The organism is Nitrosospira multiformis, assembly GCF_900103165.1.
GTDB lineage: Bacteria > Pseudomonadota > Gammaproteobacteria > Burkholderiales > Nitrosomonadaceae > Nitrosospira > Nitrosospira multiformis_D.
In genome coordinates, this window is record NZ_FNKY01000001.1 from 2,056,752 (window position 1) to 2,078,261 (window position 21,510).

The window sequence follows — 21,510 nt, forward strand, 5'->3', positions numbered from 1 at the left end:
TATTAAACCCTGACCGAGATTCTGATTAAAAAAATGGCAAAAAAATCTGCTTTGGATACGCTGCTCGAACTCGCCCAGACGCGCACCGACGATGCGGCAAAACGCCTGGGCGCGCTAAATGCGCAAGGGTTGGACATGGAAGCGAAGCTGGCGTTGCTGGTGCAATATTGGCAGGAATACTCCGCTCGCTTCCAGGCTTCAATGCAGCAGGGGATAACAGCATCTGATTGGCGCAACTACCAGGAATTTCTTAACAAGCTTGACGCCGCTGTTATGCAGCAACGCGAGCTTCTAGCCGCCACACAGCAACGCGTCGAGGTTGGCCGGGTGGCCTGGCAGTCGGCCAGGCGTACCCTCAAGTCCTATCACATGCTGGCACAGCGTCAGATGAGAGCGGAATTACTGCACCTGGCAAGGCACGAACAAAAGGAAACCGACGAGCGTGCGGTGAACGCCGCCGCGCGTCCGAAAGAATCGTACTAAGCGTACAACCACCCACCTTATGACAATCGGGAATATGCGATGCTAACCTCACCCATGATACAGAATTCGCCAAGTAATATACCCTCTTCCACAGTCAGGAATACTGCCTACGCTAATACCGATGAGGATATGCAGATTCCCAGCTTCGGCAAGGCGCTGGCGCAGGAAATGAACGCTAAAGGCAATGCGCCTGAAACCCGTCCAGCGGATACGAATACAAAGGCCGGCGATATCCCCGAGGAGACGGATACGGCTGCTGGCGATTCAAAAAATATGACAGATGCTAAGGATTCAACGGAATTGGAGGATTTGCGAGATTTGAAGGATACAAAGGAATTGAAGGAATTGGAGAATTCAAAGGATATGAAAGACATAAAGGATGTGAAGGATGTGAAGGGCATGGCCGTCAACAGCCCGGAGATGCGGGAAACAAGGGAAATGATGATCGATACGGCCGCCGCTTCTCCCCAATTGATGGATCTCGGCAGTATCCTGCACGGTCTGATCGCCGCGTACCGGCCTGAAGGCAGAACCGATACTCAAGCCAATACCGCAACCGATGCCGCAAATGCTTTAACCGATATACGGACAGGGCTGGCAGCTACCACCGAACAGCAGGCCAGTCTCGGGGCCATGCAGCCCGGCATGGCCGCTGTGCATCTCGGTAAAGATGGAATACCTGGGGTGCCTGATGCAGCGGCAATCGCGGATACCAGCGATCTAATGCCCGGGAACCCCAGCATGCTGGCCGCTGCGTTGACCACACCGGCAAAAGCGAAACATGCCCCAGATATCCAGGATATCCGCAGTGGAACGGCGATCAAGCTGGAACCGGGTGCCACGCAGAGCGATTTGCAACAAATCGTGCCTGGCGTGCCGGCATCCGATCAGCCCATCAACACCACAGGGCCTGGAAAATCGTTGCTGGAATCCGCACTCAGCGCGCCCAAGGATTTCCTTATAGTGGATCCTTCCGTTGCGGGATTAACCAATACGCCGATGCCGCTGGGGGCCGTATCGGCTGAACGCAGCGTTGCACCTGCCGCTGGCGCATTTGCTCATAGCGCGTTTGGCCTGGAGCCTCGTATTGGCGCGACCGGCTGGGACAACGCTCTGGGACAGAAAGTCCTGTGGATGGCTTCCAATCAGCAGCAGGTTGCGGAGTTGACCCTTAATCCATCCGATCTGGGTCCCTTGCAAGTGGTCCTGTCCGTCAACAATGACCAGGCCAGCGCAACATTTATTTCTCAAAACATTGATGTGCGGCAGGCGCTGGAAGCCGCGCTGCCGCGACTCAGGGAAATGATGGCGGACAGCGGAATCAACCTGGGCGAGACCACCGTCAGTGCCGACACTTCGCAACGGCAGGGGACATTCGGGCAGCAGGATCGCTCCCATGCACGCAACAGTGGAAGCAGAGAAACAATGATTGGGCCGAATATCGAAAGTACCGGCATCGGCATGGGCCATATTCCTGCTGGTGGGAACCGGTTGGTGGACACGTTTGCCTAAGGCCTGTTAACACTTATTTCGCACCCGCGACGGCGACGGATTTCATCCAGCACGAGGCATGAGCCGCGCGGCGGAGCAGGGCTCCGTAAGCGGCGAGTAACGAAGGGCTGGATGAAATCCGTCCCGTCCCTTCGGGTTGCGCAAAAAAACGCGGATGCCGCGTTGCAAAGCTTAGCCATAGGCCCACTATGGCCTGCGCTTCGTGCCTTGCCTCCACGTTTTTGTGTAGCAACGCGGGTGCGAAACAAGTGTTAACAGGCCTTAGCAGTCTGTCGGATTTAAAGGAAATCGGCTGCAGAAGCGTCTGGCTGGTCCATATTTCGCCGCTTTTTCGTCCAAAAATGAGTTGCGTATATCACCGCTAAAGAAAGTGCCAGCACCGCCGTTATCAAGTTATTGCTACTAAAATCATATTATGGGGATCGGCATGCACAGCACCTATGATTACTGGCTCGTCGCGCTATCGCTTGTCGTGGCCACGCTTGCCTCTTATACCGCGCTGGATCTGTCGGGCCACATTTCCGTATTGACGCGGCCCAGGCTACGCCACGCATGGCTCGCAGGTGGCGCGGCGGCGATGGGTATCGGCATCTGGTCGATGCATTTCATCGGGATGCTCGCCTTCTCGCTGCCCGTCCCGCTTGGCTACGATTTTGTAACTACCGGTTGCTCGCTGGTGATCGCCATGCTGCTCTCCTATTCGGTGTTGTATGTCGTCACGCAAACGAAACTGACACTTCTGCGTCTCATCACCGGCGGCACCCTGATGGGCTTCGGCATCTCCAGCATGCATTACACCGGTATGGCCGCCATGGAGATGCACCCCACCATTCACTACGATCCGATGCTGTTCGTCACGTCAATTGTCATTGCCATCGCCGCGGCCAATGCCGCCCTGTGGATTGCGTATAAGCTCAGTGACGCGGATCAGACCCACCTGATCGCCAAACGTATTGGCGCTGCCTTCCTGATGGGTATCGCGATTACCGGGATGCACTACACTGGCATGGCTGCTGCCCATTTCCCGCACGGTTCGGTGAGCGGCGCAGCCAACGACATCGATTCGCAGTGGCTTGCCACCACCATCATTTTGCTTACATTCGCGACCCTGATCGTGACGCTCATGTTGTCGCGTTTCGATGCGAGGACGAATGTTCTTATCGGCTCGGTATCTCAACTCAACGGCCAGATCGTTCGCCTGGCGACATTCGATACGTTGACGAATCTGCCGAATCGCTGGACGCTCATGGAGCGGATGGAACAAGCGATTCACGCATCCAGGCATCACCAGAAGATGTTTGCCATCCTGTTCATGGATCTTGACGGATTCAAGATTATCAACGACTCGCTAGGACACTCAGCGGGCGATGAAATCCTGAAAGCATTCGCGCAGAGGTTGCTGCATTGCGTGCGCGGCGGCGACACGGTCGCCCGGCTGGGCGGTGACGAATTCGTGGTGTTGCTCGAAAACCTTGCGTCCCCGGACGACGCAGCGGAAATGGCGGAAAGCGTGCTCAGCCGCATGCGCCAAGGCCTATGGGCCGATAGCCAGCCTCTGCAGGTAATGCCGAGCATCGGTATTTCCTTGTTTCCGCAAGATGGCGAAACTGTCGAAGCGCTGCTGAAGAATGCGGATGCCGCGATGTACGAAGCAAAACGGGGCGGGCGCAGCACCTACCGCTTTTTCGAGGCGAGCATGAATGAGGCGGCCACTCGCACTTTACAGATTCAACATGCCTTGCACGAAGCACTCAAAGCCGACTATTTTTCCCTGTGTTTCCAGCCAAAATTCCGTGGTGACAATAGCGAACTGACCGGTGCCGAAGTACTGCTCCGCTTGCGTCATCCAGAGCTTGGACCTTTGCTGCCAATGGAATTCATCCCGATCGCCGAACGCTCCGGACAGATTGTCCAGATCGGCTACTGGGTCGTACGCGAGACATGCCGGCAAATACGTCGCTGGAGGGAAAATGGTTTGCCGGCGGTCAAGGTGGCAATCAATTTGTCGCCCCGGCAATTGGAACAGTCGGATCTAGTCGCGAGAATGCTGGATATTGTCCGCTCCGAACAAGTCCCATGCGAACAAATCATGTTTGAAATCACCGAGACCGTGGCGATGCAGGACGCACCCAAAACGACCAACATGATCCGAGAGTTCCAGGAAAACAATTTCGAAATCGCCATCGATGATTTCGGAACCGGCTATTCAAGCCTTGCCTACTTGCAACGCTTTCGCGCCAAGCAGCTGAAGATAGACCGTTTCTTCACCAATGGCCTGGACGAATATGGTCGCGAAGGCAGCGCCATCGTTTCCGCGATTATTAAGCTTGCCCACTCCCTCGAGATGGACGTGGTGGCCGAGGGCGTCGAAACCGCTTCGCAACTTGAAAAATTGAAAGGCATGATGTGTGACGAGATGCAGGGGTTCCTGCTTGGGAAGCCTTTGGCAGTGGAAGAATTCAGTGCGCTATTGCATGGGCATAAGGGTGGGAGTTTGCTGATGTTTAAGAAGCACAGGGCAAGCGCGTAGTGAGCCCGTCTTGACCGGGAGCGAATGATCTCTGCTGCGTTTGGTCGATTGGAATAATTAGTTATTTGCCGATGCGGTCATCGTTCGCCAATTCCATGGATCTTTAGCGTCACAACTATTGGTTTCCAACCTAAATCAGGTAGTTGGACGAGGTGAAGTGTGCTGTTTTTTGGGGTGCGGGGCAAGGCGCAACGACGCGGAATGCGACCGCGCAGGGCGGAGCAGTGCCTTCCGCAGGAAGGTGCGACCCCGAAGCGGGATGCGGGCGCCCCATGCACGTGGAACGCGATCGCGGCATTCCCTACGCTGCCCGATCCCCGCTTCGCGGGGCCCCTCGTGCGACGCTTCGGGGCGCCGCTCCATTCCAAGAAGTTGCAACGCAGCCATGTGCCGCAAAAACTGTGCAATTCACCCCGTAGCGGGCCTCATCCGGAAGGTGAAAGTCAAATAATACGAAATATTGTTATCAACATGACGCTGATCTATCAGATGAGCGGTCAACTACCGGATTTAGGTTCAGGATTCTCAGAATCTTGATCCGGCAGGCGCCTGACCTGGTACGACTCATGTACCGAACTTTAGTTCTTCCAGCTATTTGCATGGATGATGTTCCGGCATCAAATTCCGAGATGACGCCTTTTTCCCGCTCTGTTTTCGGCATTATCCACCGGCAATTGGCTTGATAATCCGTATCACACTATGCAACGGAGCACGATCATGGCAAGCAAGGCAAATGCACCAGGCAGGGAAGATAGGGGGGCCAGAGTGGAAAAAAAATCCGGAGGCAAAAAAATGACACTGATTATCGCTTCCGCGGTACTGCTGCTTGGGGCCGGGGGCGGAGGCGCAGCGTGGTATATGAGCCGGACTCAGGATGGAGCGCCGTTCCAGACAAGGCACGAACCACCGGTTTTTGTGAATCTGGAAACATTCACGGTCAACTTGCAATCCGAACACGGTGATCAGCATCTTCAGACCAATCTGACCCTGAAAATGGAAGACTCCTCCGCGGCTGATTTGATCAAACTTCACATGCCGGAGGTACGTAATCGCGTCCTGCTGCTGCTTTCAAGCAAGGCGGCATCACAAATCAATGGCGTTGAGGGGAAGAAAAAGCTCGCTTCCGAACTGCTCGAGGAAATAAAACAGCCATCCAGCGAGCGCAGTCCCGGGCATGCGGTTCAGAGCGTGCTTTTTACTTCGTTCGTCATTCAGTAGTTATCGATCGTGAATAACGACTTTCTTTCGAAGGAAGAAGTGGAGGCCTTGCTCAAGGGCGTCATTGGCGGCGACGGAACCGACGGGGAAAAGCCGGCCTCGGGTTTCCGTCCCTACAATCTGGCAACACAGGAGCGTATCGTGCGCGGGCGCATGCCCACGCTTGAAATCATCAATGAGCGTTTCGCGCGGCTTTTGCGCCTTGGCTTGTTCAATTTTTTGCGCCGTAGTGCGAATGTGACAGTCGGCCCGGTGCGGGCAATCAAATTCAGCGAGTTCGTACGCCACCTGGTGGCGCCGAGCAACCTGAATCTGGTCCATGTCAAGCCATTACGCGGTACATCGCTGTTCGTATTCGACCCGACGCTTGTGTTTCTGGTGGTGGACAACTTGTTCGGAGGCGATGGCCGTTTCCACCCCAGCTCGGAGGGCCGGGATTTCACTCAGACCGAGCAGCGCATTATTCAGCGATTGCTGAACCTGGTGTTCGACAGCTATGGCAAATCGTGGCAACCGGTTTATCCAATCGAGTTTGAATATATACGGGCGGAAACAAACACTCAATTCGCAAACGTGGCTACACCCAACGAGGTGGTCGTAGCCACCACTTTCGAGGTCAGCATCGGTTCCGCGGTGGGAGAAATGCACATATGCATGCCGTATTCCATTCTTGAGCCGATCCGGGACTTGTTATCCAGCAGCATGCAGGGGGAGTCGCTGGAGGTGGACAAACGCTGGGTGGGGCGGCTGTCAAAGCAGGTCCAGGCGGCAGAGGTAACAATGCTGGTGGATCTGGCACACGTACAGGTCACGCTTGATCAGATACTCAATATGCAAGTGGGGGACGTCATTCCGCTGAATATTCCCGAGCTTGTCACCGCCAGCGTGGATGGGGTGCCGGTAATGGAGTGCCGCTATGGTATTTCCAACGGCCAATATGCTCTGCGCATGGAAAAGATGCTGGGCTCAGCCATTAGCGAATGATGTCCGCCGAACGCCGCAACCTGTCGAAACGACCCTTTACGAATAAATCCGAGGAACCGAACATGCCTGCCAATAAAACCAGCGCCGCCCGTATGACCGAACAGGAAGACGCCGCGGCGCTCGCCAACGCTGAAACCAACGTTGCGCCAGCCCAGATTTTTGAACAATTCGCGGATACGCGGAAGGCAGAAATCCATAACGATATCGATATGATCATGGATATCCCGGTCCAGCTGACTGTCCAGTTGGGACGCACGAAAATCGCCATCAAGAATCTGTTGCAACTGGCCCAAGGCTCGGTGGTGGAGCTGGATGGCCTGGCGGGTGAACCGATGGACGTGCTGGTCAACGGCTATCTCATCGCCCAGGGGGAAGTGGTAGTGGTGAATGAAAAATTCGGCATTCGTCTGACCGACATCATTACCCCGAGCGAGCGCATTCGTAAACTGAATCGCTGAATCTGTAATTGCGAATTTATGCACATGTGCTTTTTTTGAGGAAATCGTGATCGTGATGGATTCATTGTGTTGTACCGCCCCTGTGCATCGCGCGGAGAACTGCCGGAAGAATTACCGGACTACGTTGGGACAATGGGTCTTCGTATGGTCTTTTGGTTATTGCGCATTTCCAGCCAACGCCGCACCGGCGGCCGCTGCTCCGGCTGCCGATGGCGGTATGCTCCAGGTCATGCTCGGCCTGGGGCTGGTGCTTGCCGTGATCGCCGGCGCCGCATGGCTGCTACGGCGGTTTGGCGGTATGCCAAGAGGTCCTGCCAATGCAATCAGGGTTATCGGCGGTTCGTCCGTCGGTCAGCGCGAGCGGGTAGTGCTGGTGGAAGTTGCCGACACCTGGCTGGTAATCGGCGTTGCACCGGGTCATGTGACGGCGTTGCATAGTATGCCAAAGGGGGAGAATGTTGCATTGAATGACCCCACGGACCGTGCGGCGGGAATCGACGCGCGTTTTCCCATATGGCTCAGGCAGGTGATGGAGAAGCGGAATGAAAAATAACAAGACTATGTCTTTTACCCGCATTGTGCTGGGAATGGCGCTGTTTGGGGCTTCATTCGTTGCGCTGGCTCAGGTGCCCGGCTTGCCCGCTTTCACCAGTACACCGACCGCAGGCGGAGGACAAAATTATTCGCTGAGCTTGCAAACCCTGCTGTTATTGACGGCACTTACTTTCCTGCCCGCCGTGCTGCTGATGATGACCGGCTTTACCCGTATCATCATTGTGCTTTCACTGTTGCGCATGGCGCTCGGTACCCAATCCTCACCACCCAATCAGGTGCTCGTCGGGCTTGCGCTGTTTCTGACTTTTTTTGTCATGGGTCCGGTATTCGACAAGATCCATACGGACGCCTACGAACCCTATACCCATAACAAGATTACGCAGGCCCAGGCGCTGGAGAGAGGTGTCGCACCGCTCAAGGCTTTCATGATGAAGCAGACCCGGGAAGCGGATCTGGCATTGTTCGTCAAACTCTCCGGTCATCCGCAGCTGAATGGACCCGAAGATGTACCGTTGCGGGTCCTGGTCCCGGCCTTTGTCACCAGCGAATTGAAAACCGCATTCCAGATCGGCTTCGCGGTGTTCATTCCCTTTCTCATCATCGATATGGTGGTGGCTTCCGTACTCATGTCCATGGGCATGATGATGGTATCGCCCGCCCTGGTGGCGCTGCCCTTCAAGCTTATGCTGTTTGTATTGGTGGACGGGTGGCATATGCTGATTGGCTCGCTGGCGGAAAGTTTCTACTAAGACGTCCGGCAGGCTTGTTGATAGATTATTGAATACCGGGTGCCGGCCCTAACCAACCATCTTTGTCATTGATGAATCACCAAGGAGAAAACCATGACACCTGAAAGCGTAATGACTCTGGGCCAGAAGGCTATGGAAGTGACCTTGATGGTCTCCGCACCCATGTTGCTGGTGGCGCTGGCGACCGGCCTGGTAGTGAGCATTTTTCAGGCCGCCACTCAGATCAATGAAATGACACTATCATTCATTCCCAAGCTGGTGGCCCTGTTCGCAACCATGGTGCTGGCCGGACCCTGGATGCTTTCCGTAATGGTCGACTATATGCGGCAGGTGCTGGAGGGAATTCCCGCAATGGTGGGGTAGCGATAACCATTGCATACCGCTGAGAACCTCCGATAGATTTAAAGCCTCCTTTGTAAATGATAACCTTCGGCTCCGCCGATCTTAATGCCTGGATGACGTCCTTCATATGGCCGCTGGCGCGTATCCTGGGGCTTCTGGCGGCGGCGCCGGTACTCGGAAACGCCGCGATTCCGACGCGGGTAAAAATCGGGCTGGGGGTACTTGTCACATTGATTGTCGCGCCAGCTATCGGACCACTGCCGAAGGTCGAACCGGGTTCGCTTGAAGGGTTGCTGATTCTCGGCCAACAGATCATTATCGGGCTGGCGATGGGCTTTGCGGTACGCATCATATTCAGCGCGGTGGAGATGGCCGGCGAAATAGCGGGCCTGCAAATGGGATTGGGTTTTGCCACTTTTTTCAGTCCCCGCAGTGACGGCAGCACGCTGGTAGTGGGGCGCTTTCTCGGCCTGCTGGCGACGCTCACTTTTCTCACTATGAATGGCCATCTGTTGATGTTGTCGGTGCTGGCGGAGAGCTTCAGCGTATTTCCCATTTCCGCGGAGCCGTTCTCGGCTGGCGGCTGGAAGATGCTCGCGGGGTGGGGTGGCAAGATTTTCGAGGCGGGCCTGGGGCTTGCGCTGCCGGTGGTAACGGCATTGCTTGTCGTCAACCTGGCACTGGGTATTCTCACCCGCGCCGCACCCCAATTGAATATTTTCGCGGTGGGTTTTCCGATCACGCTGATGGTGGGAATGGTGGCATTGATGCTGTCGCTCCCTTATTTTATCCCGGTAATCGAGCGGCTGGTTACGGAAGCGCTGGAAACCATGCTGGAGGTGGCTCGCGCCGCTACCGGCCACTCATCAGGCAATCCTCCTGGGGATTTGCCGTGATTGCCTCAATTTTCAGATTGAAACTCTACAATCATTGCCCAAATTGCGAATTGCTTACGAAGGGGCTTGCCTCCTCAGCAGCTTGACGAAATAGCTATTATCAATTCCAGGAAGAAGGGATGAGTATATTCACGAGTTTCCGACAAGTAATCGCTGTAGGTGCAGTTTACGATACATCATTCCAGGCGAAAGACTATCCTGATGGTGCGAACGCATCCTCTACACATGCTGATCAATATAGGTAAGCCCCCGGTTATGCCGGGGGACTCACCGGAGTTTGACCTTTACGATGGTCGGTGTGAATTTCTGATCTCTACCAAGAGAAAGAGGATGAGCACTATGATCAACTCAAACTTGGCATGTGATGCCGCCTTTAGGCGGCGCCAGTTTCTTGCCCCTTTGAGGGGTTAACAGAAATAGGCCTCCGGCTTTGCCGGAGGTAATTTGACTTGTTCTATACGCACCCATTCCAGCGTATGAACCACCTTCTCCAGCTTCGGTGTCAGCGAATCTGCTTCCAATCTCAATTCCGGCATCAACTCACCCTGAACCACCTGCCACCGTTGCATTACTCCTGTGTGTTGCGTAGTATCCATATCGGACGTATAGATGAAGTATTCAGGACCCCCCATCTTGCCAGCATGGCCGCCCATTTCTACCCCATCCGGCGGTTAATCCCGTTCACGCGGGGAGTTTTGCAAGAAACTCACTTGTTATTTGTCGACTTTGATCTATGAATAAACTTCAGGCTAGTTCGTCATGCTGTGGATAGTGGATCAAGGTTGTGCTCAATTCACCCTGAATTCCACTATAAGCGCGATGGCAGCATAGCCGCCAGGCACCAAGAGCAGGACAACGAAGAAGGGCAGGATCATCAGGGAAGCTTCTTTTAAAGAACATTTGTTTTTCCTATTTTTCCAATGTATTTGTTCCACTTTCGGGGCAGAGTATTGACAGAAGGAGCAGACAATGGGTTGGGCACCGAATTGGGTTGGCATCAAGGGCGGTGTTGCGGCACCGTCGACTTCCATTACCTCGGTTGCGAGGTATCCGCGGCATCTCGATATCTTTTGCGTGGGCACCGACCACGGAATTTACAGCGCCTGGTGGGATATCTCCACGGGATGGTCGAACTGGTTTCATATTGCCGGTGGCATCGCGGCGCCGGGGACGACCGTCACCGTGGTCGCCCGCAATCCCGACCACCTCGATCTTTTCGTGGTGGGATCGGACCACAAGATCTACAGCATCTGGTGGGATGCGAACGGCGGGTGGGCCAACGGCTGGTTCCGTGTTTCCAACCTGACCGCGGCGCCGAGGACTTCCGTCGCGGCCATTGCCCGAAACCCCAACCACCTGGACCTGTTCGTGGTGGGATCGGATCACAAAATCTGCAGCATCTGGTGGGACGCCCAAGGCGGCTGGGCGGCGAACTGGTTCGTTGTCAGCGGCGGCGTCGCCGCAGGCGGGACATCAATCACGGCGGTGACCCGCAACCCCAACCATATCGACCTTTTTGCGGTCGGGTCCAATCATGGCATCTTAAGCACCTGGTGGGATGCCAGCACGGGCTGGGCAAGCTGGTTCCAGGTTGCGGACGGGTTCGCCGCCGCGGGCAGTTCGGTTGCGGCCGTGGCGCGTTATCCGACCCACCTGGACCTTTTCGCCGTCGGCATGGACCATAGAATCTACAGCATCTGGTGGGACGCCAATGGTGGCTGGGCCCAGGACTGGTTTGTGGTGGCGGGCGGCACAGCGGCTCCCGACACGTCTATCAGCGTCGTGTCGCGCTATCCCGATCACCTCGATGTCTTCGCCGTGGGCACGAACCACGGCGTTTTCAGCATCTGGTGGGACGCTAGCACCGGCTGGGGCTCCTGGTTCCAGATCGCCGCAGGCGCCGTCGCGCCGGACAGCCCGCTCAATGCACGGAGTCCCTGGGACCGGCACGGTATGATTCGAGGTTTGCCGGTCGTCGCGCCGGGAACCTCGATCAATGCATTGAGCCGCTATCCCGACATCCTCGATGTCTTTGTCGTGGGAGTCGATCAGCACGTCGACATACGCAATGACTTTGTCGTGGGAGCCGATCGCCACATCGATACGATCTGGTGGCTCGACCAAATCTACTTCTTCATGCAGCCCCAGCAGCAATCGAACTGGTGCTGGGCGGCAACCGCGGCCAGCGTCGCCCTGTTCTACCAGCCGGGAAGCGGCTGGCAGCAGTGCGACGTGGCCAATGGCGAACTGGCGCGAACCGACTGTTGCGGCGCAGGGGCATCCGGCCCCTGCAACGTCTACGGCTTCCTCGACCAGGCGCTCACGGTGGTGGGCCACTTCGACCACTGGGTGGGCGGCATCGCCACTACCGCCCAGATCGAGAACGAGGTCACCTTCGCCCGTCCGCTGGGGATCCGGGTGGCCTGGTCGGGCGGCGGCGCCCACTTCCTGGTCATCAAGGGGCAATATAGTGCGGGCGGTATCGACTATGTGTCGGTTGACGATCCGATCTACGGCCGCTCGGACGTCAATTACGCGACCCTGCAGACTGCCTATAAAGGGTCGGGGACGTGGACCCATACTTACTACACCAAATACTGAGGAGTTTCCGATGGCCCTGATCGCTCCAAAACCTCCGCAACAGGCGCTGGATGCCATGCATTCCACCTTCCTGGACTTGAGCAGGAATCGCGCCTTCAGAATCCCTGCCTTGCGCAACGCTGCCGGGCCCCTGCAGCTTGCCGAGCCGCATCAAGTGTTCACGCTCGGTCTCACCGACCTTGCGGCCGGAAAAGGCCTCGATGCGGCCAGGCCAACCGGATGGCGCTATCTCGTGCAGGAAGGTGACAATGTCCTCGCCTCCGCCGAAACGGTTGCCGGGCCCAGGGGGGAACAGGTTTTCTCCACTCTTAACGAAGGCCGCTTCGTCGATTCGAGCGCGAAGGCGATGCGTGCGGCAAGGGACTCTCCGGAAGTGGGGCAGGGCGGCTTTGAACTGCGGCTACTCAATGTTCCCGGACTCTATGTCCTGGCTCTCTGGCTTCATGGTGCTCAGGGAAAAGGCGATCTCCTGGTACCGCTGGCACCCTCTCCAGTGGAAACTCCGGCAGGCAAACCAGTTGCTGCCGCCGTGCTGCTCAAGGAGCTTGCAGACAAGGCCCGGGCACCTATCGGGGCTGCCGACCGGAGCGGCGGGTAGACTGTTGAACAAAGCGCCTGCATTCAAGGCAGGTGCAACGCTCAAGGCACCGCCTCAGTGTTTAACGGCCGGTGTGGCCTGACGGCGGGGAATGAAATCAGGAGATTCGCGGACGCGAGAAACGTTCGCGGTTTAGCACGCCGGTTTTAGCGAATCAGGAATTCTTTGGATAGCTGTTCAGCTAGCCGTTTAGCGTGCCACCGGAACCGGTGAATCCGAGCGTATTCAGCCATGCCGTGATCTCCGAAGCTCGGTGATATCACCACGTCTCCAGATTGATGTAAAAAAGATCAATTTGCCCCTGGTAGTGCGTATGTTGGGTTTACCCCTTGTAGGGGGATTTTGAGAAGAGTGGCGTAGTTATTCATACGCCCGGCTGAACAAAATTTCCATACGAAACAAAAGTCCAGCAAGGACGCGCGTCAATTTATGAAACATTCGGGTTAACATTGATCTTTCGCAAATTGATGCTAAAGTTAATAGCACGTTTTGTAAATAGGTGAAGCGAGAGGCAAACTGTGCGAGCAGCCTCCGCCATTACGCCACTTTTTCTTCGCTGAACCGCCAGGAGCCGCATGATGCCAAAACTCGACCATGCCACTTTCATTAATCGTTTAAAGGGCAAATCCATCGACGCCGCCGCGCTGCGGAGTGCTTACCCGGATTTGAACGTGAGGACCATCGCCGCTAATGGCGTTATCACAGGCACGGCACAGAATCTCGAGAAATTGTGGGAGATCATCGATAACTACGATCACGATGGCAACGTCAACACCATCTCCGATGCGCCGGCCTTATCCATTGCAGAGTGGTTGTTTACCAAGGCGGAAAGTCCTGTGTCCCTGGGCGGCGAGACGGGGAGTTGGAGGAAGGTTGCGGAATTCGGCGACAGAAGCATTACCAGCAATAGTAATGCTCATCGATCCGCCATCGACAGCACCGGTATTGGCCTCTACTACGGGGATCATTCGCCTTTCCGTGAAAATATCCTGAGAGGGGATCGCCAGGGCCTGCAAATGCAGTTGGACGCCATGGGGGCGGGAAGCTGGCGTATGGAGTCCATCGAACCTGGATCCGTTGTTATCGAAAACACATCCGGCCAATCTGCCCGCCTTCAGGAGAGCTCATGTATCGGCTGGGTGATGCAGAATGCCAAGGCGGCTTATGAAGGCGCCGGCATGGGCGCGCGCTTCGCCGAGATCAACAACAGAGTGAAGGATGCCGATCTGCGCGGCACTGTTTTGTGCGAGGAGCTGCAGAAAGACGGCTGGACGGCTGTCTTCTACTCACCACGGACCGCCGCAGACCTGTCGGATTCGGGCGAGCGCGAGAAATTGGGCGCGCTTAACATGGCAAAGGCCGGCGCGCGCGTGTGGAAGTCACCAATTCCGGAATCGAGCGGCGTGCGTTGCGACGCGGTTATCACCGGCTATCGCGGGGTCACGCCAGACCGCAATACCGAGGCGCTGCTGGAGAAGCTGGAGAATGTGCCCTTCTTCGTCGGCGTTGCCAATGGTGGCATACACACTTTCGTGGGGCACAATGGAAGCGTCTGCGATTTTCACTGGACGGCGCAGCCTGACGACAGGAATGCCATGACCGAGAACCCCATTCGGGAATGGAAGTGGGATACGGGGCTCTACATGGTGCCGCCGGGATACTGGTAAAACTTTACAGCTGGGCTGCGTAAATTTCTTTTTTACCCATTTGACTCATTTCCATCCATCCAAAGGATCGGAATAAAATCATGAGCACTTTCGAAGAAAAGGTTTGGGGTAACGCAAATGCCTGACCGGTTTGCGGTATGGATGACTCTGGTGATGACACCCCTGATCCTGGGTTGCGCCCAAATCAAATCCTTCACGGTGGTGCCGAGTACCATTTGTCCTGGCGAGACCGTCAGGGTTGACTGGCTTACTTCGGGCGATGCGGGCAATGGAACATTGGATTCGGTTCCGGTACTGGCGGGCGCAGGGGAGGTACCTGAGGAAGGATCGCGGTTCTTTACCCCCGCACAAAGTACGCGTTTCATACTCAAGGTTCCGGGTGTGCTCAAGAACGCTCAGCGCGAGTGGGATGTGCAGGTAGCCCCGGAGCAGAGTTCCAGGCTGCTGGGAGGCATTGCCCAATGTGGCGGCGAACCTCAATCGGTATCGGCTTCATTTACGATTCAGCGTGAGGACTCTTCAACACGTATTCGCGCCATATTGATCACGAATAGCTACCCCCGGCTGTTATCGATCAGCAAAGACGGCATGGAAATTGATATTCCACCAAACGGCACAACCGATGGCTTCAAAAACGTATCCATGATTGGAACCTGGATAGTTCGTAGTCCCGTCGGCCCTGATGAAGCATGCGATAACGCACTCCAAGCGGTTGCGCGCAGGTTGATTATCAAAATACAGATGGCCTGCAAGGAGTAATCCATGGCGATTCTTGATCAGATTGAGACCATTGTGATCGTGATGCTGGAGAACCGTTCTTTCGACCATATGCTTGGTCATCTCAGCATGGCCCGGTTCGGCAATCGAAAAGATGTCAGGGGCCTGGTCGATCCCGAAGCAAATCTGGACTATACGAACTTCCTCGATGGTCAGGGTTACCAGCCCTTCGAGTTGAAGGATGGACCCCTGCTGCACGATCTGCCCCATAGTAGACCTCTCGTGGCGGCTCAGTTAGGGACGCCTGGCGCTCCCTTCACCATGAGCGGTTTTGCCGAGGCATACTATCGTGCCAGCGGAAGCAAGGTAAACGATCCGCCGCCGATGGGTTTTCTCTCGCCTGCCGATGCATCCATGTCGAGTTTTCTGGCGGCGCAATATGCCGTGTGCGACAACTGGTTTGCGCCGCTGCCAACGGATACCCAGCCAAACCGTTCGGTGGCTTACACAGGCTACTCCCTGATCGAAGACACGAAACCGCGTCCTATTCCTACCATCAAGGGAAGCTTCATTTTCGAGTGGCTGAAAGCTCATAACGTCAGTTGGCGTGTGTATCACTGCGGAATATCGTTCTTTACGCTGTTTGATCGGTTTGATGAAGTGCTGGGCCCCAACTTTCGCAGTTTCAGACAATTTCCGGGAGATTTTGAGTCCGAATCGGTATCGGAGATGCCAAAAGTCATGTTCATCGAGCCTGAATATAGCGATTCGCCTGTCCATTTCGGCTGGACCGCCAACGACAATCATCCGCCCACGCCTGTCGGTCCCGGTGAAAATTTTCTGCGTGATATTTACAGGCTGCTGACCAGGGATGCCGCCAAATGGAATCGTACGCTGCTGATTGCCACGCATGATGAACATGGGGGTTTCTTCGATCATGTTCCGCCGCTGACGATTCCCACTCCGGTGCCGCCCGGCGCGCTTTTCTCGACGGGATTCGAGAGTACCGGCCCCAGGGTCCCGGCGCTCATCGCATCGCCATGGATTGCGCCTGGCACCGTATGCAAGGGTGCGATGGACCATACCTCCATACTGCAGTTGCTGTCCGAGAAATTCGCGGGCACCCCGGACTATAATGACGAAGTCAAGCGGCGTAGAAAATTGGGGATACAGAGTGTGTCGCAAGTACTGGCTCAGCCACTCGCCCAGCCGAGAATCGATATCCCGTCCCCGCCACAGGATATTATTTCAAGTTCGGTCGTGATGGCGCCGTCGACCGAGCCACAGACCGATAGTCAGCAGGCTTTTACCGAGGCGGCAAAGAAACTATTGAAGTATGACCGTACGCGCGCACTCGAGAAGTATCCGGAACTTGTGCATATGCCGGAAGAATAATATTTCCGAAAATGCGATCGTCATTCAGACTCTGGCAAGCTGTTAGCCAAGCGCTTTCGCGATGCGCCGTAATGCATTTTCCAGGTTGGTCATGTGGGTGGCGAAGGAAAGCCGGATATAGCCTTCGCTGCCGAAGGCTGACCCAGGCACCACCGCCACACCGCTGTGTTCCAGCAGATATTCGCTGAAAGCGATATCCGTGGAATCGTTAATCACTCCTTTGGCATGCAACCCGCTGATGGCTTCCCGGACATCGGCAAAAGCATAAAATGCGCCTTCAGACAACAGGCATACGACGCCAGGGATGGCATTGAGTGCGCCGGTTATGAACTGATTACGTTCCTTGAATGCTTCCACCATGGGTACAATACAGGACTGATCGCCATTAAGCGCCACTTCCGCGGCGGCCTGTGAAATGGAAGCGGGGTTGGAGGTGCTTTGGGACTGGATATTTTCCATGGCGGTAATGATATGTGCCGGGCCGCCGCAATAGCCAATGCGCCAGCCTGTCATGGCATAAGCCTTGGATACGCCATTAAGCACGATGGTGCGGTCATGCAGGGCAGGGCAGGCATTGAGGATATTCACGAATTTGCCGCCCGAAAGCAGTATATGCTCGTACATGTCATCGGTGGCGATTAGGATATTAGGATATTTCAGCAGAACTTCGCCCAGCGCTTTAAGTTCATCGAATGTATAAACACCGCCGGAAGGATTGCTGGGACTGTTGATAACAAACATTCGGGTTTTGGGTGTAATAGCTTTTTCGAGCTGCGCCGCAGTTATTTTGAAACCCTGTTCGATACCGGCTTCGACAATCACCGGCTTGCCTTCGGCGATCAGAACGATGTCAGGATAGGAAACCCAGTAGGGCGCGGGAATGATGACCTCGTCGCCGGGGTTGATGACCGAAAGCGTCAGATTGAAAAAGCTTTGCTTGCCGCCGCACGAAACCAGAATTTGCTTCGCGGAATAGTCAAAATTATTATCGCGCTTGAATTTGGCGATAATGGCATTTTTCAGGCCGGGGGTGCCGCCCACCGCCGTATATTTGGTGAAACCTTTATTAATGGCGGCAATGGCCGCATCCTTGATATGTTGAGGGGTGTCGAAATCCGGTTCGCCGGCACCCAGTCCGATGATATCCTTTCCTTCCGCCTTGAGCCGGGCGGCGCGGGCGGTGACGGCAAGGGTGGGGGAGGGCTTGATGGCCTGAACGCGCTTTGAGAGTTCCACGATAATGTCCTTAGTGTCCTTGCACTGATGCGGGTTGTGTCCGCATGATAATATAGGCGGATAGTCAAAAAATATTGGACCGGGCATTATACCTGTGATCGTTACCTTCCCCAATAGCCCTTACAAGCTGCATCAATCGTTCACGCCCGCTGGCGATCAACCTGAAGCCATCGACAAGCTGGTGGAGGGGATAGAGGATGGCCTCGCGTTCCAGACGCTGCTGGGGGTGACAGGTTCCGGCAAAACTTTCACGATGGCTAACGTGATAGCACGGCTTGGCCGTCCCGCGATCATCATGGCGCCGAACAAAACGCTGGCAGCTCAGCTCTATGCTGAAATGCGCGAGTTTTTCCCCGAGAATGCCATCGAGTACTTTGTATCCTACTACGATTATTATCAGCCGGAAGCCTATGTTCCTTCGCGCGACCTGTTTATCGAGAAGGATTCCAGTATTAATGAGCACATCGAGCAAATGCGCCTGTCCGCAACCAAGGCGCTGCTTGAGCGGGATGACGCCATAATTGTCGCCACCGTATCGTGCATATACGGTATTGGCGACCCGGTGGATTATCATGGCATGATTCTGCACCTGCGCGAGAATGAAAAAATCACTCAGCGCGAGGCCATACAGCGGCTGATCGAAATGCAGTATGAGCGTAATGAGTTTGAATTCGGCCGTGGAACCTTCAGGGTGAGGGGTGACGTACTCGACATATTTCCGGCGGAAAGCTCGGAAACCGCTGTGCGAGTATCGCTGTTTGACGATATTGTCGAAAGCATGGTGTTGTTCGATCCGCTCACCGGGCGCACGCTGAAACAAGTGTCGCGTTATACGGTTTATCCCTCCAGTCACTATGTAACGCCCAGAAGTACCACATTGCGCGCCATCGAGACTATCAAGGAAGAATTGAGGGAGCGCATCGATTTTTTTCAGCAAAACCATAAGCTGGTGGAGTTGCAGCGTATCGAACAACGTACCCGCTTTGACCTGGAAATGCTCAATGAACTGGGGTTCTGCAAAGGTATCGAGAACTACTCGCGGCATCTTTCAGGGAAAAAACCGGGGCAGCCGCCACCCACCCTGATAGATTATCTTCGCTCCGATACGCTGATGGTGATCGATGAGAGCCATGTGACCATTCCACAGACAGGCGGAATGTACAAGGGGGATCGTTCCCGCAAGGAAAACCTGGTGGAATATGGTTTCCGCCTTCCTTCCGCGCTGGATAACCGCCCGCTACGGTTCGACGAGTTCAGGCAAATGATGCCGCAAACGGTATTTGTCTCGGCAACCCCTGCGGAGTTTGAGCGGGTTCACAGCGGCCAGGTGGTGGAACAGGTGGTGCGTCCCACCGGCCTGGTGGACCCGCAGATCGAGATTCGCCCCGCAACTACCCAGGTCGACAACCTGATGTCGGAAGTCAGTCTGCGCACGGCCAAGGGCGAACGGGTGCTGGTGACGACGCTGACCAAGCGCATGGCGGAGGATTTGACCGATTATTTTTCCGATCATGGCATCAAGGTGCGCTACCTTCATTCCGACATCGATACGGTGGAGCGGGTGGAGATCATTCGCGACCTTCGGCTGGGAAAATTCGATGTCCTGGTGGGTATCAATCTGCTGCGTGAAGGATTGGACATTCCGGAAGTGTCGCTGGTGGCGATACTGGATGCCGACAAGGAAGGCTTTCTGCGTTCGGAACGTTCACTGATCCAGACAATAGGCCGGGCGGCGCGCCATATCAATGGTACCGCGCTTCTCTACGCCGATAGGATTACCGATTCCATGCGTCGCGCCATGGATGAAACCGAGCGCCGGCGCAATAAACAAATCCTGTTTAACCTTGAGCATGGCGTTACGCCGCGAAGCGTGCACAAACGTGTCAAGGATTTGATCGATGGCGTTTACAACATTGAAACCGCGCAGCAGCATCTAAAGGCGGCGCAGGTACAAGCCCGTTATGATTCCATGAGCGAGGTGCAACTGGCAAAAGAAATCAAGCTACTGGAAAAGCAGATGCTGGATGCCGCAAAAAATCTTGAATTCGAGCAAGCCGCTCAATATCGTGATGAGTTAAAAAGGTTAAAAAACAAGCTGTTCGTGGGATTTATTGAACCTGAACCTGAGGTAAGCCAGGAAAAGACAGCGCCACTCAAGAAGAGGGCGCTTAAATAACATAAGAATCAAGTATATAAACTTGAATATTAAGGTTAATTCTTATTTAACAATTGTCGCGGAATTGACAAAAATAATTTGATCGAAGGTACGATTCAGTGTGCTGCTTTTGAAATTTTTCATGACCAGGCTTTGCTCGAACCGTACATGATCACCCACTTTTACCCGGGTAGTGGGCGCTGCAATCCAGAACCGTTTTTCGGTGGTGGCCAGCTCCATGTAGGTATAGCCTGGCGCATCCAGGGTGGAGAGGACCTTACCCTCATTGCTTGGCATTCCCGCTGCCGCAGTCGTTGCACTGGTGTTCGCTTTCTCGGCAGCTGCGTATAAAGGGCTTGCCAGCGCAATTCCGATAGAGAAAGCGACTGCAAAATAAGATATTTTCAAAACCGCCTCCGATAGGGGTAAATTTTCCAGACGGCATGATACACCTCAATTCCCTGGAGTTCCAATCGAAAATACCGGGTATAAATACTGAGCGTGTTGCTGGTAAAATCGAGATGATTCAATATTAGAGCATGGAGGGCTGGGTCATGGAATTTGAATGGAAAGTAGTTGATGAACACCATCAGGAGGTATTTGTAGAGAAGCATATCAGAGGCCTGTTTATAGAAAAGCATGTCAGAGGCCTGCTATGGGTTACATCTGCCGGTTTCTCATTCTGGCATAGCTATCCTAACCCGGCGGTGGATCTCTCCCATGTAAAGAGTATTGACGAAGCAAAGAAAGTCGTGGAGACCGCGCTTTGTTTAGAGGAGTACTCGGCTCCCTCAGCTAATGACGGGCATTAAGGCTGCTGACACTCGAACGGGGCTCATAGGGTTAAGGTTTTCCAGTCCAGGGATCCGTTTGGGAATCTGTCCGGGAGCTAGTCCGGGAATCAGTTCCAGGAACACTCCGGGGATCAAAGACAAAAATGGAGGGTGCCGACCCGTCCAGGAATGTCGATGAGCCTGGTACGGTACGTTGCATCATGGTCACGCCCGGGCCCAGAAATGATTCCGTGGCAGGTTGTGCAGATTGTTGCGGGGATTGCCCGGCGCTGAGACCCGCCGGTTTATTTTTCTGTGCGCAGATCGCTGCGCCTTCCTCTGCACTCCTGCCCGCTTTTTGCTCCGCGGCTTCACAGGCCAGCGTTTGATAGACCGGCATGAATTTCGATGCTTCTGCGTAACGGCCGGTTTTCATCAGTTCTTGCACGTGGAGCTGGGCATCCCTGAATTTGCTTTGAGCATCTGGCGATTGATAAATTGGATTCGTTTCCTGGGCCTGTGCAGTGGCCGCAATCAGCGCCACGAAGATAGCCGCAATGATAAATTTCACGTCTTCTCCTTCTTATAAGATGGGCTTGGCTCTAATCCCAGAAGCCATTGCCGATAGTTCTTGATAATTA

At 54.9% G+C, this 21,510-nt stretch carries 20 protein-coding genes and 1 pseudogene; 17 read left to right on the top strand and 4 right to left on the bottom strand.

The window, feature by feature from the left end; genetic code table 11:
• The first annotated feature begins 33 nt into the window (after positions 1-33).
• The 10 genes from fliJ (at position 34) to fliR (ending at position 9,727) form a co-directional block, all read left to right on the top strand.
• Positions 34-483, top strand: coding sequence for a flagellar export protein FliJ (gene fliJ, locus BLR00_RS09230; protein WP_074632082.1), 450 nt, complete (start codon positions 34-36; stop codon positions 481-483).
• Between the two features lie 39 nt (positions 484-522).
• The gene (locus tag BLR00_RS09235; RefSeq protein ID WP_081346700.1) at positions 523-1,995 is read left to right on the top strand and encodes a flagellar hook-length control protein FliK; all 1,473 of its coding nucleotides are present in this window, start codon (positions 523-525) and stop codon (positions 1,993-1,995) included.
• Positions 1,996-2,422: 427 nt separating this feature from the next.
• On the top strand, positions 2,423-4,525 hold the full coding sequence (locus BLR00_RS09240; protein ID WP_074632084.1) for a putative bifunctional diguanylate cyclase/phosphodiesterase: 2,103 nt from the start codon (positions 2,423-2,425) through the stop codon (positions 4,523-4,525).
• Positions 4,526-5,242: 717 nt separating this feature from the next.
• Complete coding sequence (fliL, locus tag BLR00_RS09250) at positions 5,243-5,743, top strand: flagellar basal body-associated protein FliL (RefSeq protein ID WP_081346701.1); 501 nt, start codon at positions 5,243-5,245, stop codon at positions 5,741-5,743.
• A gap of 9 nt (positions 5,744-5,752) precedes the next feature.
• Complete coding sequence (gene fliM / locus BLR00_RS09255) at positions 5,753-6,727, top strand: flagellar motor switch protein FliM (RefSeq protein WP_074632086.1); 975 nt, start codon at positions 5,753-5,755, stop codon at positions 6,725-6,727.
• Positions 6,728-6,789: 62 nt separating this feature from the next.
• Entirely contained in the window at positions 6,790-7,185 is a 396-nt protein-coding gene (gene fliN / locus BLR00_RS09260) for a flagellar motor switch protein FliN (protein ID WP_081346852.1), read from the top strand.
• 55 nt (positions 7,186-7,240) lie between these two features.
• A complete protein-coding gene (gene fliO / locus BLR00_RS09265) occupies positions 7,241-7,738 on the top strand; it encodes a flagellar biosynthetic protein FliO (RefSeq protein WP_081346702.1) in 498 nt (165 codons plus the stop codon).
• Positions 7,728-8,489, top strand: coding sequence for a flagellar type III secretion system pore protein FliP (gene fliP, locus BLR00_RS09270; protein WP_107797659.1), 762 nt, complete (start codon positions 7,728-7,730; stop codon positions 8,487-8,489). Before fliO ends, fliP begins: the two co-directional genes overlap by 11 nt.
• A 93-nt stretch (positions 8,490-8,582) precedes the next feature.
• Positions 8,583-8,852, top strand: coding sequence for a flagellar biosynthesis protein FliQ (gene fliQ, locus BLR00_RS09275; RefSeq protein WP_004178655.1), 270 nt, complete (start codon positions 8,583-8,585; stop codon positions 8,850-8,852).
• A 56-nt stretch (positions 8,853-8,908) separates the two neighbouring features.
• Positions 8,909-9,727, top strand: a complete 819-nt coding sequence (gene fliR, locus BLR00_RS09280; RefSeq protein WP_074632089.1) for a flagellar biosynthetic protein FliR — start codon at positions 8,909-8,911, stop codon at positions 9,725-9,727.
• Between the two features lie 449 nt (positions 9,728-10,176).
• On the opposite strand, the pseudogene BLR00_RS16985 reads toward fliR, so the two are convergent.
• Positions 10,177-10,323 (bottom strand): annotated as a pseudogene (locus tag BLR00_RS16985) (IS1182-like element ISCARN109 family transposase); the annotation flags it as partial.
• Between the two features lie 373 nt (positions 10,324-10,696).
• Between BLR00_RS16985 and BLR00_RS09295 the strand changes: the two are divergent.
• The 5 genes from BLR00_RS09295 to BLR00_RS09315 all read left to right on the top strand — a co-directional run bounded on the left by BLR00_RS09295 (position 10,697) and on the right by BLR00_RS09315 (position 16,705).
• Positions 10,697-12,328, top strand: a complete 1,632-nt coding sequence (locus BLR00_RS09295; RefSeq protein WP_074632092.1) for a DUF8189 domain-containing protein — start codon at positions 10,697-10,699, stop codon at positions 12,326-12,328.
• A gap of 10 nt (positions 12,329-12,338) precedes the next feature.
• A complete protein-coding gene (locus BLR00_RS09300; RefSeq protein ID WP_074632093.1) occupies positions 12,339-12,926 on the top strand; it encodes a hypothetical protein in 588 nt (195 codons plus the stop codon).
• Between the two features lie 575 nt (positions 12,927-13,501).
• Complete coding sequence (locus BLR00_RS09305; protein ID WP_143007637.1) at positions 13,502-14,593, top strand: hypothetical protein; 1,092 nt, start codon at positions 13,502-13,504, stop codon at positions 14,591-14,593.
• 117 nt (positions 14,594-14,710) lie between these two features.
• On the top strand, positions 14,711-15,352 hold the full coding sequence (locus tag BLR00_RS09310) for a hypothetical protein (protein WP_074632095.1): 642 nt from the start codon (positions 14,711-14,713) through the stop codon (positions 15,350-15,352).
• A gap of 3 nt (positions 15,353-15,355) precedes the next feature.
• Positions 15,356-16,705, top strand: a complete 1,350-nt coding sequence (locus tag BLR00_RS09315; protein WP_074632096.1) for an alkaline phosphatase family protein — start codon at positions 15,356-15,358, stop codon at positions 16,703-16,705.
• Between the two features lie 42 nt (positions 16,706-16,747).
• On the opposite strand, the gene BLR00_RS09320 is transcribed toward BLR00_RS09315, so the two are convergent.
• Complete coding sequence (locus tag BLR00_RS09320; RefSeq protein WP_074634235.1) at positions 16,748-17,941, bottom strand: pyridoxal phosphate-dependent aminotransferase; 1,194 nt, start codon at positions 17,939-17,941, stop codon at positions 16,748-16,750.
• Positions 17,942-18,035: 94 nt separating this feature from the next.
• Here BLR00_RS09320 and uvrB point away from each other — a divergent pair, with 94 nt between their 5' ends.
• Positions 18,036-20,117 (top strand): excinuclease ABC subunit UvrB, encoded by a 2,082-nt coding sequence (gene uvrB, locus BLR00_RS09325; protein ID WP_074632097.1) that lies wholly within the window; start codon positions 18,036-18,038, stop codon positions 20,115-20,117.
• 42 nt (positions 20,118-20,159) lie between these two features.
• Here uvrB and BLR00_RS09330 read toward each other — a convergent pair whose 3' ends face one another.
• Positions 20,160-20,504, bottom strand: coding sequence for an NrfJ-related protein (locus BLR00_RS09330; RefSeq protein WP_074632098.1), 345 nt, complete (start codon positions 20,502-20,504; stop codon positions 20,160-20,162).
• 146 nt (positions 20,505-20,650) lie between these two features.
• Here BLR00_RS09330 and BLR00_RS16320 point away from each other — a divergent pair, with 146 nt between their 5' ends.
• The gene (locus BLR00_RS16320) at positions 20,651-20,908 is read left to right on the top strand and encodes a hypothetical protein (RefSeq protein WP_107797661.1); all 258 of its coding nucleotides are present in this window, start codon (positions 20,651-20,653) and stop codon (positions 20,906-20,908) included.
• A gap of 31 nt (positions 20,909-20,939) precedes the next feature.
• On the opposite strand, the gene BLR00_RS09340 is transcribed toward BLR00_RS16320, so the two are convergent.
• Complete coding sequence (locus BLR00_RS09340; RefSeq protein WP_074632100.1) at positions 20,940-21,440, bottom strand: hypothetical protein; 501 nt, start codon at positions 21,438-21,440, stop codon at positions 20,940-20,942.
• Positions 21,441-21,510: the final 70 nt, after the last annotated feature.